The organism is Microbacterium sp. Root280D1 (assembly GCF_001428975.1).
Lineage (GTDB): Bacteria > Actinomycetota > Actinomycetes > Actinomycetales > Microbacteriaceae > Microbacterium.
Window position 1 is genome coordinate 941056 of the sequence record NZ_LMJK01000002.1, and the last position, 13441, is coordinate 954496.

At 67.9% G+C, this 13441-nt stretch carries 17 protein-coding genes; all 17 read right to left on the reverse strand.

What is annotated here, in order from left to right:
* Nucleotides 1-151: 151 nt before the first annotated feature.
* A complete protein-coding gene (locus ASE34_RS10710) occupies nucleotides 152-466 on the reverse strand; it encodes an HU family DNA-binding protein (protein WP_053096320.1) in 315 nt (104 codons plus the stop codon).
* A gap of 241 nt (nucleotides 467-707) precedes the next feature.
* On the reverse strand, nucleotides 708-1106 hold the full coding sequence (locus ASE34_RS10715) for a flagellar assembly protein FliW (protein WP_056278824.1): 399 nt from the start codon (nucleotides 1104-1106) through the stop codon (nucleotides 708-710).
* On the reverse strand, nucleotides 1103-1990 hold the full coding sequence (gene flgL / locus ASE34_RS10720) for a flagellar hook-associated protein FlgL (RefSeq protein ID WP_082586599.1): 888 nt from the start codon (nucleotides 1988-1990) through the stop codon (nucleotides 1103-1105). The genes ASE34_RS10715 and flgL overlap by 4 nt, the downstream gene beginning before the upstream one ends.
* A gap of 16 nt (nucleotides 1991-2006) precedes the next feature.
* Entirely contained in the window at nucleotides 2007-3413 is a 1407-nt protein-coding gene (flgK, locus tag ASE34_RS10725; protein ID WP_056278825.1) for a flagellar hook-associated protein FlgK, read from the reverse strand.
* 7 nt (nucleotides 3414-3420) lie between these two features.
* Nucleotides 3421-3903, reverse strand: coding sequence for a flagellar export chaperone FlgN (gene flgN / locus ASE34_RS10730; RefSeq protein ID WP_053096323.1), 483 nt, complete (start codon nucleotides 3901-3903; stop codon nucleotides 3421-3423).
* 120 nt (nucleotides 3904-4023) lie between these two features.
* A complete protein-coding gene (gene csrA, locus ASE34_RS10735) occupies nucleotides 4024-4272 on the reverse strand; it encodes a carbon storage regulator CsrA (protein ID WP_053096324.1) in 249 nt (82 codons plus the stop codon).
* A gap of 89 nt (nucleotides 4273-4361) precedes the next feature.
* Entirely contained in the window at nucleotides 4362-6428 is a 2067-nt protein-coding gene (locus ASE34_RS10740; RefSeq protein WP_056278826.1) for a flagellar biosynthesis protein FlhA, read from the reverse strand.
* 52 nt (nucleotides 6429-6480) lie between these two features.
* Nucleotides 6481-7584: a flagellar biosynthesis protein FlhB gene (locus ASE34_RS10745; protein WP_056278827.1), complete on the reverse strand. Its 1104-nt coding sequence runs from the start codon at nucleotides 7582-7584 to the stop codon at nucleotides 6481-6483.
* A complete protein-coding gene (locus ASE34_RS10750) occupies nucleotides 7581-8342 on the reverse strand; it encodes a flagellar biosynthetic protein FliR (RefSeq protein ID WP_042541108.1) in 762 nt (253 codons plus the stop codon). Before ASE34_RS10750 ends, ASE34_RS10745 begins: the two co-directional genes overlap by 4 nt.
* Nucleotides 8342-8617: a flagellar biosynthesis protein FliQ gene (fliQ, locus tag ASE34_RS10755; RefSeq protein ID WP_042541106.1), complete on the reverse strand. Its 276-nt coding sequence runs from the start codon at nucleotides 8615-8617 to the stop codon at nucleotides 8342-8344. The genes ASE34_RS10750 and fliQ overlap by 1 nt, the downstream gene beginning before the upstream one ends.
* Nucleotides 8614-9462: a flagellar type III secretion system pore protein FliP gene (gene fliP, locus ASE34_RS10760; RefSeq protein WP_230101203.1), complete on the reverse strand. Its 849-nt coding sequence runs from the start codon at nucleotides 9460-9462 to the stop codon at nucleotides 8614-8616. The genes fliQ and fliP overlap by 4 nt, the downstream gene beginning before the upstream one ends.
* Before the next feature lie 128 nt (nucleotides 9463-9590).
* Nucleotides 9591-10022: a flagellar biosynthetic protein FliO gene (locus ASE34_RS10765; protein WP_056278828.1), complete on the reverse strand. Its 432-nt coding sequence runs from the start codon at nucleotides 10020-10022 to the stop codon at nucleotides 9591-9593.
* 2 nt (nucleotides 10023-10024) lie between these two features.
* Nucleotides 10025-10681: a FliM/FliN family flagellar motor switch protein gene (locus tag ASE34_RS10770; protein ID WP_056278829.1), complete on the reverse strand. Its 657-nt coding sequence runs from the start codon at nucleotides 10679-10681 to the stop codon at nucleotides 10025-10027.
* On the reverse strand, nucleotides 10681-11574 hold the full coding sequence (locus tag ASE34_RS10775) for a flagellar motor switch protein FliM (RefSeq protein ID WP_157538193.1): 894 nt from the start codon (nucleotides 11572-11574) through the stop codon (nucleotides 10681-10683). The genes ASE34_RS10770 and ASE34_RS10775 overlap by 1 nt, the downstream gene beginning before the upstream one ends.
* Before the next feature lie 33 nt (nucleotides 11575-11607).
* Nucleotides 11608-12417 (reverse strand): flagellar motor protein MotB, encoded by an 810-nt coding sequence (locus tag ASE34_RS10780; protein WP_053096330.1) that lies wholly within the window; start codon nucleotides 12415-12417, stop codon nucleotides 11608-11610.
* Nucleotides 12414-13217 carry a motility protein A gene (locus tag ASE34_RS10785; RefSeq protein ID WP_372983484.1) on the reverse strand — a complete coding sequence of 268 codons (804 nt, stop codon included), beginning with the start codon at nucleotides 13215-13217 and terminating at the stop codon, nucleotides 12414-12416. Before ASE34_RS10785 ends, ASE34_RS10780 begins: the two co-directional genes overlap by 4 nt.
* The gene (locus ASE34_RS10790) at nucleotides 13214-13429 is read right to left on the reverse strand and encodes a flagellar FlbD family protein (RefSeq protein ID WP_042541095.1); all 216 of its coding nucleotides are present in this window, start codon (nucleotides 13427-13429) and stop codon (nucleotides 13214-13216) included. Before ASE34_RS10790 ends, ASE34_RS10785 begins: the two co-directional genes overlap by 4 nt.
* Nucleotides 13430-13441 lie beyond the last annotated feature (12 nt).

Here is a 13441-nt window from a genome sequence, read left to right on the forward strand (position 1 = left end):
GTAAGTGCAAGCCCTCCCCAGCGACTCACAGCGCGGCCTCTCCCCAGTGGCCAGAACTACATCTGACTACAGACTAGGGGTGCGACGGGCAAGAAATATCCCCGGAGGCCAAAACCTCCGGGGATTCTCGTTTACGTTCAGATAACGATGACTAATCGTTCACCTTGACGCGGCGGTTCACCTCGCGCGTCGCGGAGAACTTCAGCACGGTGTAGTCGTTGACCTCGGCGTCTCCGTCGTCCTTCGCGAACTGCACCCGGTGCCCCTTGTGCGTCTGCGGATAGAACTTGCCGAAGTTGGTGAGTGTGACCGTGTTCCCGCGGCCTACGAGGTCGAGGAGCTCGTCGATCATCGCGTTGTACGCCGTCTGTGCGGCCTGAACCGAGATGCCACCGCGTCGTGCGAATCTCTGCACGAACTCCCGCTTGCTCACCCGATTCGTCTCGAGCGTCCTTGATGTGCTCATGTCGTCTTCCGTCCCATGGAATGTCGCTCGTCACCGAGCGTCGTGCGCTGTACCCCTACCAACCGCATCCATGACGTGCCCCAGGTCCCGATCTCCTGCGACGACGCCGGGATCCCGCCAGTACCCCAGCCTGTGCTCTTAGAGCATAGATGCTCTTCCTTGGTATATGCGGTGAATCTCGGAATTCTCCCCGTGCCGGGAGTCCACCCTGTCGAAAGAGCCGTCGAACGTCGCGTCCTGCTCAGGCACCCAGCAGGGCGCGGATCGGGTAGCGCTGATCCTCGAGGATCGCCTGTGCGGCACGGCCGGATCCGGTGTGGATCAGGATCGGCGCACGCAGGTTGATGTACACGCCGTCGGCCGAGGGGTTCGCCACGACGAACACCCGGATCTCCGACTCGTCGGCTGCGCCGATCTCGGACTGCACGTCTGCGGGGATGCTCGGCTCGTAGCCGTAGTCCCCGGATCGCGGGTCGAGGAGGAACAGGCGCACGTCGGCATCCGTCGCACGCAGCGCGTGCAGGCCCTCCGCTCCGTCGATCTGCTCGAGGGTGAAAGACGTGTGCGGAGCGAGTCCGGGCATCGGCGAAGCGAACTCGACGTCGACCGTCGCCGTCGTTCGGTCAGTGGGTGCGCTCATCGCAGGAACTCCATCAGATTGGTCTGCAGCGAGCGGGCCGTCACCTGCAGGGCGGATTGGAACACGAGCTCGGCCGACTGCAGGTGCACGAGCACCTCGAGACTGTCGACGTTCTCGACCTCGGCACGGCGCGCTTCGAGGTCGATCGACGAGGAGAGATTCTGCGCCGACGCCCGCTCGATCTGCACCTGACGAGCGCCCGTGGATCCGCGAGCCGCGGTGACGTCCTTCAGCCGCGCATCGATGTCGCCGAGACGCGAGCCGACCTCGGCACCGCTGCGCAGTTCCGCCGCGATGTCGTTCAGCAGGGCGAAGGCGCTGTCGGCCCCTTCGCCGAACGCCTGAGCGCCGTCGAAGTCCACGCGCACGGTCTCGTTCTCGCTGATGCGGCGATGCACGCCGTCGCCCGCGCCGCCGTTGAAGCTGAAGGTGGTGGGATCGAACGCGGCTCCCGCATCGCTCGTTCCCGCGAAGACGCTGCGGCCGAGCACCCTCGTGTTCGCCTTGGCGAGCAGCTCTGCGCTGATCGACTCGAGCTCCTGGGCGATCGACTCGCGAGCGGTCGGGCTCAGCGCGCCCGAGTTCGCTCCCTGTGCGGTGAGATCACGCGCGCGGTTGAGCAGATCGGCGCTCGCGCCGAGAGCGGTGTCGACCGTGGTCACCCACGCCATCCCGTCGCTGAGGTTGCGGGCGAACTGAGCGACGCGCGCCTGATCACCGTGCACACCGAGCGCCGTGGCCGCGGCGGCCGGATCGTCGCTCGGCGCGCGGAAGGCGCGCTGCGACGCGGCCTGATCCTGCAGCCGTGCGCGATCCGCGAGGTTGGTCTGCAGTGTGCGCAGCGACTGCTGCGTCATGGTGCTGGTCGTGATTCGACCGATCATTTCACTCTCCCCAGAGTCAGCGGCCGACGAGGCCGGTGCGGTTGATCAACAGATCCAGTGCCTCGTCGACGGCCGTCAGAACGCGAGCCGCCGCCTGGTATGCGGTCTGGTAGGTCAGGAGGTTGATCGTCTCCTCGTCGCCGTCCACCGAGGCGTTCGACTGCTGCGCGGTGACCGCCGCGACCGCGCCCATATCGGCGATGTCCGCGCGCTGCAGATCCCCGGCGACGGCGACTGCGAACCCGGTGACGAACGTCGACCACGTCTTGCTGGGCCCCGCCGCAGATGTCCCCAGCGCACTGATGCGGTCGGCGATGGTGGTGTCCTTCGCGCCCGCACCCGGCGCTGCCAGTGCCAGCTGATCGAGTCCCGTCGGGACGACACGGAGTCCCAGCGCCGCCGGACCCGAACCGTCGAGCGCGAAGAAGTCGCCTCCGGCCGCCCCCGACGAGGTGACGCCGGTGCGGTGCACGTCGTTCACGGCGGTCGCGAGCGCGGTCGCCGTCTCGTTGTAGGCGGCCGCGACACCGGCGAGCGTCCCCCCGTCGGACGCGGGGGCCAGAGCGCTGATCGTGCCGCCGACGACGCCACCCGTGATCGGCACCGCGAGGTTCGGTCGATCCGCCCATGAGACGGTGATCCGACCTGCGTCCGCGATGTCACGCGGTCCGCTCGCGACGAGCGCTCGGCTGCTGTCGCCCGACACGAGCGCATTGCCGTCGACGCGAAGAGTCAGTGTGCCGTCCGGCTCGACGATGCCCTTCGCACCGACGGCCGACGAGAGCTGCTGGGCGAGGACGCTGCGCTGATCCATGAGCTCGTTGGCGTTGCGCCCCGATTGCAGCGCCTCCCTGATCTGCCCGTTGAGAGTGGCCACCTGGCTCGCAGCGGCGTTGACGTCGGCGAGCTGACCGTCGACCTGACTGCGCAGGTCGTTCCACTGCCCCGCAATGGTCTGGTAGCCCTCCGCGATCTGTCCGATGAGCACGTCGGCATTCGAGAGCACGACCTGCGCCGCTGCCGGATCCGGCGTGTTGGCGAGGTCGGACCAGCCCGACCAGAACCTGTTGAGGTTCGCCGCGAGACCGTCCTTCGTGGGTTCGGCCAGCACGTCCTCTGCGCGGCTCGCTGCCGTCGCACGAGCCGACCAGAAGCCGGAGGTCGACAGCGCGTCGCGCACACGGGCATCGAGGATGTCGTCGCCGAGCCTCGCGATCCCGGTCACGCCCACTCCCCCGCCGATGGCGATGCCGGATGGCCAGAGCCCCGTCTGCCCCGGCGCCGAGAGCGAGGTCTGCTCCACCCGCTGGCGCGTGTAGCCCGGAGTCGTCTGGTTGGCGATGTTCTGACCCGTGACGGTCATCCCCGCGCGTGCGGCCGAGAGCGCGGATTCTGCGAGGCGGAGCCCTGCGAAGGAAGACATGGTTACCTCAGACCCTGGTGTCGAGAAGTCGGGCGTCCGCGCCGCGGACGACGTCGCCGTGCGTGTCGTACTCGCCGGTCGGCACCCCGAGGCCGGCGATCGTCTCCTGCGTCACCCGGATCGCCGTGCGCAGACGCTGCTCGTTGACCTTCTTCATGTCGCCGATCTCGTCGGCCAGAGTGGTCATGGCCTCGAGATGACCCGACAGGATCTCGCGCCACGCGTCGGTCGGCGCAGCCTCGATCAGATCGCGGAGCGTCGTCGCCTCGGGCACGCCCCACTCATCAGCCACCGCGATGACCAGCGTGTCGCGCGACAGTGCGACGGTCGGCATGGCCGCGAGGACCCGCTCGATCTCGTTCGCCGCATGGTGGATCCACCGGTTGCGTCCGGTCGCGAGCAGCATCTGCTGCTCGTCGAGCTTGAACAGCAGCACCTCCAGCAGATCGCGCTCTCGCATCAGTTGCATGCTCAGGTCGTGAGCGGCCACGATTCGTCACCTCGTCATGTCGCGGTTTCCATGACGGGATCGCCCGTCACATGAACGACTATCGCGACAACGCTCGACGCAGTAACTCGGAGTCCCGGAGATGACACTCCGAGCGTCCGATCATGGAGCAGGGGTGGTTCTGCCCAGGGCGCCGAGAATGAGCGATTCGGCGGAGTCGTCGGAGGAGGTCTGCACGGCCTCCTGATTCGCATCGCTCACGGCGATGACGATCTCGGCGCGGTTGATGCGCTTGTCGCGAGGGGCGTCGATGCCGACACGGACACCGCTCGGCGTCACGGCGAGGATCGTGACGGTGATGTCGTCGCCGATCACGATGCTCTCGTTGGCGCGTCTCGTCAGTACCAGCATGCGTCGTCTGCCTTCCATGGCGTGAGCGCCGGTGCGCCCTCTGCTCACAAACGTATCGCACTCAACTCATAAATGAGCAGAATCGAACGCTACAACGCGCCGCTGGGAAGAGCCGACTGCGTCATGCGGACGACGCCGACCACGTCGGTCGCGAGACCGCCCGCCGCAGCCTCGTCGTAGGAGAGCACCGGAAGGCCGCTGACCTGCGATGACACCATCCGACGCACCGCCTGTCGCAGCGACGGCGCGCAGACGAGAACCGGCTCCGGACCGACCTGGTCGAGTTCGGCGACAGTGCGGCGCACGTTCTCGAGCACCTGCATCGTCGCCTCCGGCGTCAGCACGATCTGCGGGTGACCGTCGACGACGCGCATGCCCTCGAGCATCTGCTGCTCGAGGATCGGCTCGAACATGACGACCCGGATGCGTCCGTCCTCGGCGAAGCGCGAGGCGATCGCCGGCCCGAGCGCCGCCCTGGCCGCGTCGATGAGACCCGCCGTCTCCGTCGACGTCTTGCCTCGGAGCGCGAGCGCCTCGTAGATGCGCGCCAGGTCGTTGATCGGCACCCGCTCGGAGAGGAGCCCCGCCAGCACGCGCTGGATCGCGGCGAGCGACAGCACGGCCGGGGTGAGCTCCTCGACCGTCGCAGGGCTGGACTGCTTAAGGTGCTCGGTCAGCTGACGGACGTCTTCGAGGGAGAGCAGGCGGTCGGCCTGGCTCTGCACGATGTCGGAGAGGTGGGTGATGATGACGCTCGCCCGATCGATCACCGTCGCGCCGGCCATGTCGGCGGCGTGCGACATCTCGGCGGGCACCCACTTGCCCTCGAGACCGAACACCGGGTCGACCACGGCCGTGCCCGGAAGCTGCTCGAGTCCCGTGCCGATCGCGAGAACGTGGCCCCGAGGAACCGACCCGCGTCCGGCCTCGACCCCGGCGATGAGGATCGAGTACGTCTGCGCGGGCAGCTCGATGTTGTCCCGCGTGCGCACCGGCGGCATGAGGATGCCGATGTCGAGGGCGAGCTTGCGGCGGAGGGACTTCACCCGGGTGAGCAGATCTCCCGCTCCCCCTGAGGCGAGATCGACGATGTCGGGAGACAGCGAGATCTCGAGGGCGTGCACGCGCATCCGGTCCATGAGGTCCTCCGGGCCCTCGCTGCCGGCCTCGACGGCCTCCTGCTGCAGGGCATCCGCTTCACGTGCGGCATCGCGGTCCTCGTTCGCCTTCACGCGGGATGCCGCGAACAGCAGGACCGCTCCGATCGCCAGGAAGATCACGAGCGGCATCCCGGGGATGAACCCCATGGCGATGGCGGCGAGTCCGGTGATCACCAGGGCGTTGCGGGACTGCATGAGCTGACGGCCGGCGGCCTGACCCATCTCGGCCTCCGCGTTCTCACGCGTGACGATCATGCCGGTCGACACCGCCATGAGCAGGGCGGGGATCTGGGTCACCAGCCCATCGCCGATGGTGAGGATGCTGTAGGTCTCGAGCGCCTCGCCGACCTCCATCCCGTGCTGCACCATGCCGATGATGATGCCGCCGACGAAGTTGATGACCACGATCACGATGCCCGCGATCGCATCTCCCTTGACGAACTTCGACGCACCGTCCATCGCACCGTAGAAGTCGGCCTCCGCGGCGACCTCTGCGCGTCGCCTGCGCGCCTCGTCATCCGTGATCAGACCGGCGTTCAGGTCGGCGTCGATCGCCATCTGCTTGCCCGGCATGGCGTCGAGCGTGAAGCGCGCGCCCACCTCGGCGACGCGCTCGGCACCCTTGGTGACCACGACGAACTGGATGACGGTGAGGATGAGGAAGATCACGGCACCGATCACGAGTGAGCCGCTGATGGTGATCTGACCGAACGCCTGGATCACCTGACCCGCGTGGGCCTCGCTGAGCACGAGGCGGGTCGACGCGACGTTGAGGCCGAGCCGGAAGAGGGTCGCGACGAGCAGCAGACTCGGGAACACCGAGAAGTCCAAAGGCTTCTTCACGAACATCGCGGTCAGGAGGATCAGCAGCGCGAACGAGATGTTCAGGACGATGAGCACGTCGAGCAGACCGGTCGGGATGGGCACGATGAGCAGGAGGATGATCCCCACCACACCGACGGGAACAGCCCCCTTGGACAACAGCTGACCGATCATGCGTCTCGCCTTCTGATTCTCTCTGCTCGTTCTGATGTGCTCGCGGCCGGACTCACAGGCCGCGGTCCCTGGTGCTGGCGAAGGGCATCGTGTGCGTTCCCCTGGCCGAGCCTCGACGTTTGAGGTGCTCGATGAAGGCGAGCACCTGGGCGACCGCGGTGTAGAGCTCTTCGGGGATCTCCCGCCCGATCTCGCAGGCCGAGTGCAGCGCGCGTGCGAGAGGGATGTCCCTGATCATCGGCACGCCGTTCTCCTCCGCCTTCTCGCGGATCTTCTGCGCGACGATCCCCGCGCCCTTCGCCACGACCCGTGGCGCCGACTTGCCCGGCTCGTAGCGCAGCGCCACCGCCACGTGCGTGGGGTTCACGAGCACGACGTCGCTGTCGCCCACCGCGGCGATCATCCTGTTGCGGCTCATGGCGAGCTGCCGCGAGCGGCGCTGGGAGCGCACGAGCGGGTCGCCCTCGGTCTTCTTGTGCTCGTCCTTGGCTTCGTTCTTCGTCATGTGCGTGTGCTTGCGGTTGCGCCGCATGACCACCGCCACATCGATCGCTGCGAGCAGGATGCCCACCGCCACGGCGACCTGCAGCAGCGCGACCGCTCCCCCGGCCGCCTGCTCGAGCAGCCAGGTGATGTTGTGGCTGCCGCTGGCCATCAGTACCGGGACGAGACCCGAGACGACGATCCACAGTGCGAGCCCGATGGCCACGGTCTTCAGCAGCGCCTTGGCGCCCTCCCAGAGCGCCTGCCGGCCGAAGACGCGCTTGACGCCCGACACGATGTTGAACTGCTCGGTGCGCATGGTCACCCCGCGCAGGTGGATGCCGCCCTGCGCGACCGCGGTGGCCGTGGTGGCGAGCAGCACCACCACCAGCATCGGGAGCAGGATGCCACCGAGCGAGGTGATGGCCGAGCTCAGCACATCCATGGCGGCGCCGTCGGTGGGGTTCATCGCGACGGGCGTCACGGCGAGGAACAGCTCGGTGACCACCTGCGTGCCCGAGGCGATCGTCGGCACCATCATGACGGCCGCGGCGGCGATGCAGACCCAGGCCGTGAAGTCCTGGCTGCGGCCGATCTGGCCCTTCTTCCTCGCTTCCTTCAGGCGACGCTCGGTCGCCTTCTCGGTGCGTTCGCCGGTGTCGGTCTCGCTCATCGGGTCACCCCCAGGAGCAGTCGCGCAGCCTCCTCGGCGATCACGGCGACCACGCTCGGGAGCGCCGCGTAGACGAATCCGACGAGCAGGAGGGTGAGACCGATCTTGATCGGGAAGCCCATCGCGAAGGCGTTCAGGGCGGGCGCGACGCGGCTGACCAGACCGAGTCCGACGTCGGCGAGGAAGAGCACGATGAGCAGCGGTCCCGCGATCTGCACCGCGCTGAGCATCATCTGTCCCGCAGCGCCGACGAGCGCCTCGGCGGGCTTGGCGAGATCGATCATGCCGGTGACCGGCACCGCGTCGAACGATCGGAACAGACCGCCGAGCACGAGCTGGTATCCGTCGGAGGCGAACAGCAGCATGATCGCGGTCATCTGGAACAGTCGGGTGAACTGTGCGCCGTTGATCGCCATGCCGGGATCGAAGGCCTGAGCCAGCTGGAACCCGCCGAAGGTGTCGACGAGGTGGCCGGCGCCCTGGATCGCGCTGAAGAGCACCATCACGAGGAAGCCGAGGAGCGCCCCCGTGAGGGCCTGCCCTGCCAGTGCGAGCATGAAGGCCCCGGTGTCGAGGCGCTCATATCCTGCGGTCACGACCGGCGACACGGCGAGAGCGAGACCGACGCCGAGCATCGCGCGGATCCGCATCGGGATCGTGCCGTGACTGAACGGCGGGGCGAGGACCAGGAATGCCGTGATCCGCACGCAGGCGAGCGAGGTCGCCTCCAGCCAGGTGAAATCGATCGGGATGTTCATCAGCCGCCGTTCAGCAGCGACGGTATCCGCGCGAACATCTCGTTCGTGAACGCGATCATCTCGGCGATCATCCAGTGCCCCGTGACGAGGAGCGCGATGCCGACGGCGACGAGCTTCGGCACGAACGAGATCGTCATCTCCTGCACCTGGGTGATGGACTGCAGCAGCGAGATCGCGAAGCCCACCACCAGGGCGGTGATGAGCAGGGGCGCGCAGAGCTTCGCACCGACGATGAGCGCCGCCTGACCGATGTCGATGACCGCTTCGGGGTTCACCCGCCACCCCCGTTGTAGGACTGGACGAGCGCGGTGATGACCATGCCCCATCCGTCGATGAGCAGGAACAGGAGGATCTTGAACGGCAACGAGATCATGACGGGCGGCAGCATCATCATGCCCATCGACATGAGTGCGCTCGCGACCACCAGGTCGATGACGAGGAACGGCACGAAGATGATGAACCCGATCAGGAACGCCGCGCGCAGTTCGCTGATCATGAAGGCCGGGACGAGCGTCTGCAGCGGGATGCTCGCGGCGTCGGTGGGGTTCTCCATCTGCGCTGCGCGATGCATCAGCGCGATGTCCTCTTCGCGCGTGTACGAGAGCATCCACTGCCGCAAGGGCTCCTGGGCGAGATCGAACGCCCTGCCGAAGTCGATCTGGCCGTCGGTGAACGGCGCGACGGCGACGGTGTTGATGTCGGTGAGCACCGGCCACATGATGAACAGCGTCAGGAACAGGCTGAGACCGGCCAGCACCTGGTTCGGCGGGATCGACGGCAGCGAGAGCGCGTTCCGGGTGAGGGCCAGCACGACGAAGATCTTGGTGAAGCTCGACATCATCAGCAGCAGCGCCGGAGCGACGCTGAGCACGGTGATGCCCAGCAACGTCATGATGCTGTCGGACGGCGCCCCGTTGATGCCGTTGATCGTCACACCGTCGCCCTCGCCGTCACCGACCTGAGTCGGGACGTGCATCGCCGCTGCGTGCGCCCCTGTGGCCTGCAGCAGCACGAGTGCGGTCACGACGACGAGCACCGCGGCGAGCAGCACCCACGGGCGGCGAGGCACTCGCGGTGCGCGCGCAGACGGCGGCGCGGCGACTGCGGCGGATGCGGGCACGGCGGCACTCCGAAGATGGGTGGCGTGGCCGATCCGTAGCCAGGGGGTCGAGCGATCCGTGCTCGCAGTCGACTATCGCGACATCACGAGGTGCACGTAACCGCGTCGACCGATGCGCTGACCGCGTATCAGGCGACCGAGCGCAGCGCGCGGTCCACGATGTCATCGGGCATCTCGACGGAGGCGGATCGTACGTCCGAGGAGACGACCTCCTCCTGCTCGAGAGGAGGAGCCTCCTGGGTGTCGACGACGTTGATCCCGTGCTCCGTCACGCCGAGCACGTAGCGGATGCCGCCGAACTCCGCCACGACGAGCTGGGCCTTGCCGCCGATGCCCGACCTCGCCACCACGGTGATCTTCTCCGGGCGCGCACGCGGCGCCGCGGCGGGCCGCGTCGGCACGAGCTCGGTCAGCTTGGCGAGCTTCTTCGGCATCAGCCCAGCCAGCGGACTCATGCCCTTCGCCTGCGACTTCTGCAGGCGGCGGCTCAGGAAGAGCAGCAGCCCGAGCACCGCTCCCAGCGCGACGATCGCACGGAGCGCGACGAGGATGTCGTCCACGCTCAGACCGTCTCGGCGCTGTCGAGGATGCGCTCGACGCGGATCGCGAAGTCGCCCTCGGCGACGACGACCGTGCCGTGCCCGATCAGTCGGCCGTTGAGCTTGATGTCGGCGGGAGACCCGGCGGCGCGGTCGAGCTCGACCACACGGCCCGGCTCGAGCGAGAGCACGTCGCGCACCGGCATCCGCGTGCGCCCGATCTCGACCACGAGCTCCATCTCGACCCCCGCGATGCGGTTGAGCCGCTGCGGACCCGACGCGGATGCCGCCCTGGCTCCGTCGATGCGCACGGATGCACGCGCCACGACGCTGCCGTCGGCGTCGACCATGTCGAACACCTGGGTCCCGGAGTCGGTGAAGACCTCGGCGGCGTCGACCACGGCTCCGTCGCCGAGCGAGCCGCTGCCGAGCACGGCGGCGGCCGCCTCGAAGATCGGGTGCAGGCGATCGGCCAGCTGAGCGTTCTTGGAGCCGTCCTCGAGCTGCGACGGGTCGACGACCTGGATCGCGATGCGGGCCCCGGGGCTGCCCGTGAAGGTGACGACCACCGCGTCGCCCGACGCGCCGGGGTCGGTGGACGGTGCGGGGATCACGGGGTAGCCGAACGGCAGCTTGCCGGCGATCGCCGCGGCGATGGCGGTCTCGTGGAAGGTGCTCATCAGTGGGTCTCCTCATGGGTGGTCGTGATCTTGCAGGTGAGGCGCGAGCCTCTGCTGCCCGGTGTCGCGAGAGCTATCCGGGTCTGCCCGGCCATGAGCTCGTACGGCCGGGTCTCGGGGTGAGGCAGGCGCAGCAGGTCGCCCGGTGCGAGATCGAGGATCTCTCCGGTGCCGATCGTGATGGGCGCGAGGCGCAGCGTCAGCTCCAACGGCGTGCTGCGCACCTGCTCCAGGGTCTGATCCGTCGAATGCGCCGATGCCGCGTCCGATCCCGTGGCCGCGAGGCGGTCGACGACCGCGGTCGCCGGCAGCATCACCGTCGCGGTCGACTCGGAATCGCCGAGACGCATGGTGTATCGGGCGACGATCACCGCCGCCGTCGCGGAGATGACCTGCATGTACTGGGGGTTGTAGTGCACCGCGGTGAAGCGCGGTGCACCAGGGAGCAGGGCGCCGAGGCTGGCGTGGAGGTGCTCGAAGGTGCCCTCCATCAGGTTGCGGACGAGGGCGAGCTCGATCGGCGTGAAGGTGCGGGCTTCGGGAAGCGATGTGCTCCTGCCGCCCATCATCTGCACCACCCACAGCAGGGCGCTGTCGAGGCCGAACTGCACGACGCACGGCTCGTCGCGGTCGGCGAACGAGCCGGCGACCATGGCCGTCGTCCCGGGCAGGGTGTCGGCGTACTCCTCGTACGACACGAGCTCGACGGTCTCGAGTGCGAGGTGCGCGCGCACGCGGATCTTCGCCGTGAGCTGGGACGACCACAGCCGGGCGAACGACTCGAAGGCCGCTTCGAGATGGCGGGTGCTCTCGCGTCCGAGCTGGGCGGGGCGTCCGAAATCGTATGCCGGATGGCGCAGGGCGGGGTCATCGAGCAAGGCGGATGCGGTCATGACGGTCTCCTCGACGGTGGTGTTCACGTGAGCTCAGTTGTTCGCAGCAGCCGCAAGAGCGGGTATCAGCGCTCTCACCTGCTCTTCTTCGTTCGATTCGACGATGATGTCGACGCGTCTGTTGCTGGCCAGCGCCTGAGGGGTGTCGCCCGGCACGATGGGTCGGGTGTCCGAGAACGCCGTCGCCTTCACACGGGGTCCTCCGACGCCTTCGTGCTCGACGAGGAACCGCGCCACCTGGGTCGCGCGCCCGCCGGAGAGCTCCCAGTTGGTGGCGAAGGGTGCGGCGGAGACGCGGTGGTCGGCGTGCCCCTCGACACTCACCTGGTTGTCGACCGTGACGAGCACGTCTCCGATCGTGTCGAGCACGGCGTCCGCCTTCGCCGAGAGGTCGGTGCTGTTGTCGGCGAAGAACGTCTCTGCGCCGACCAGCCCCACCTGGAGCCCCCGGTCGTCGATGACGAACTGCACCGTGTCCTGCAGGCCCTGTGCCGCCAGCGAGGTGCTCATGCGATCGCGCAGTCCCTCGAGCGACTCGAACTCGATCTCGGCCCGCGCCGCGAGGTCGACCACCCCGTCATCGTCCTGCAGTTCAGGCGGCACGATCACGCCCTCGGCCGTGTCGGCACCGCCCTCGGTGCTCTCCTGCCCGAAACCCGTGGCGAGGCTGTTCGCGAGCAGTTCGAACTTCGTCTTGTCGACGTTCGACACGGCGAAGAGCACGATGAACAGGCACATCAGAACCGTGACCATGTCGGCGTACGAGACGGCCCAGCGCTCGTCCGGCTCATCGTGCGAGTCATCCTCATGCCCGCGACCGCGAGCTCGACGGGCTGTGCTCATTGCACGCCCTCTGCCCGTTCGGGCTCGCGCTTCTTCTTGGCGGCCTTGGGCTTCACGGTCGACAGCGCCTCGAGGCGCTCCTGGAGCAGGTGCGGAGCGCTTCCGGCCTGGATGGCGAGCATGCCCTCCGAGACCAGGGTCATCCGCTCGAGCTCGACGGCTCCGATCCGTCCGAGGCGACCGGCGATCGGGTTCCAGATGAAGTTGGCCGAGAGCAGACCCCAGAGCGTGGCGACGAAGGCCGCAGCGATCATCGGCCCGAGGTGGTCGGGTTCGTCGAGCTTCTCGAGCACGTGCGTCAGCGAGACGACGGTGCCGACGATCCCGATCGTGGGCGCATATCCGCCCAGCGAGCCGAAGAACTTCGACGCCACGCGGTTGCGCGACGATGTCGCGGCGATCTCGTCGTCCATGACCGTGCGCAGATCCTCGGCATCCGTTCCGTCGGCGAGAGCCTGCAGCGCCTGTCGGGTGAATGCATCGGGTGCCGAGTCGAGCTCCTGCTCCAGTGCCAGCAGACCTTCGCCCCTGGCCTTCTCGGCATACCCCACGAGGAAGGGGATGACCGCCTCCGGCGTCATCTTCGGGCCCCTGACCATGCGCCCGAGGCTCTTCACAGCGAGGATCGTGTCGCGGAGGGTGTGGCTGGCGATGCCGACGCCGATCGTCGAGCCGAGCACGAGGATCATCGGCGCCGGAATGAGCAGAGCCTCGAAGCTCGCCCCCTCCATCGTGATCATCGCCACCAGCGCGCCGAACGCCAGGATCACCCCGATGATGAATGCGGGATCCACCGTCATGCCCCCGTCTGCGAGGTCAGTGCCTGGGCAGCGCCGAGCACGCGCGCCCGGTACGCGACGATCAGATCGATCAGGGCGTCGAGATCCTCCTCGACCACGTACACATGACCGTCGACCATGTGCAGAGTGGTGTCCGGCGAGGCGTGGATGCGTTCGATCAGGTCGGGGTTCACCGCGAACCGGGTGCGGTCGAGGCGGGTGACGATGATCATCGGGGGTTCTCC

What these genes read in the sequence shown, in the direction of transcription:
- ASE34_RS10780 (WP_053096330.1), bottom strand. Translation starts at nt 12,417, where the DNA reads ATGAGCACAGCCCGTCGAGCTCGCGGTCGCGGGCATGAGGATGACTCG.
- ASE34_RS10785 (WP_372983484.1), bottom strand. Translation starts at nt 13,217, where the DNA reads ATGACGGTGGATCCCGCATTCATCATCGGGGTGATCCTGGCGTTCGGC.
- ASE34_RS10715 (WP_056278824.1), bottom strand. Translation starts at nt 1,106, where the DNA reads ATGAGCGCACCCACTGACCGAACGACGGCGACGGTCGACGTCGAGTTC.
- ASE34_RS10770 (WP_056278829.1), bottom strand. Translation starts at nt 10,681, where the DNA reads ATGAGCACCTTCCACGAGACCGCCATCGCCGCGGCGATCGCCGGCAAG.
- ASE34_RS10775 (WP_157538193.1), bottom strand. Translation starts at nt 11,574, where the DNA reads ATGACCGCATCCGCCTTGCTCGATGACCCCGCCCTGCGCCATCCGGCA.
- csrA (WP_053096324.1), bottom strand. Translation starts at nt 4,272, where the DNA reads ATGCTGGTACTGACGAGACGCGCCAACGAGAGCATCGTGATCGGCGAC.
- flgK (WP_056278825.1), bottom strand. Translation starts at nt 3,413, where the DNA reads ATGTCTTCCTTCGCAGGGCTCCGCCTCGCAGAATCCGCGCTCTCGGCC.
- ASE34_RS10740 (WP_056278826.1), bottom strand. Translation starts at nt 6,428, where the DNA reads ATGATCGGTCAGCTGTTGTCCAAGGGGGCTGTTCCCGTCGGTGTGGTG.
- ASE34_RS10710 (WP_053096320.1), bottom strand. Translation starts at nt 466, where the DNA reads ATGAGCACATCAAGGACGCTCGAGACGAATCGGGTGAGCAAGCGGGAG.
- ASE34_RS10750 (WP_042541108.1), bottom strand. Translation starts at nt 8,342, where the DNA reads ATGAACATCCCGATCGATTTCACCTGGCTGGAGGCGACCTCGCTCGCC.
- ASE34_RS10790 (WP_042541095.1), bottom strand. Translation starts at nt 13,429, where the DNA reads ATGATCATCGTCACCCGCCTCGACCGCACCCGGTTCGCGGTGAACCCC.
- flgL (WP_082586599.1), bottom strand. Translation starts at nt 1,990, where the DNA reads ATGATCGGTCGAATCACGACCAGCACCATGACGCAGCAGTCGCTGCGC.
- ASE34_RS10745 (WP_056278827.1), bottom strand. Translation starts at nt 7,584, where the DNA reads ATGAGCGAGACCGACACCGGCGAACGCACCGAGAAGGCGACCGAGCGT.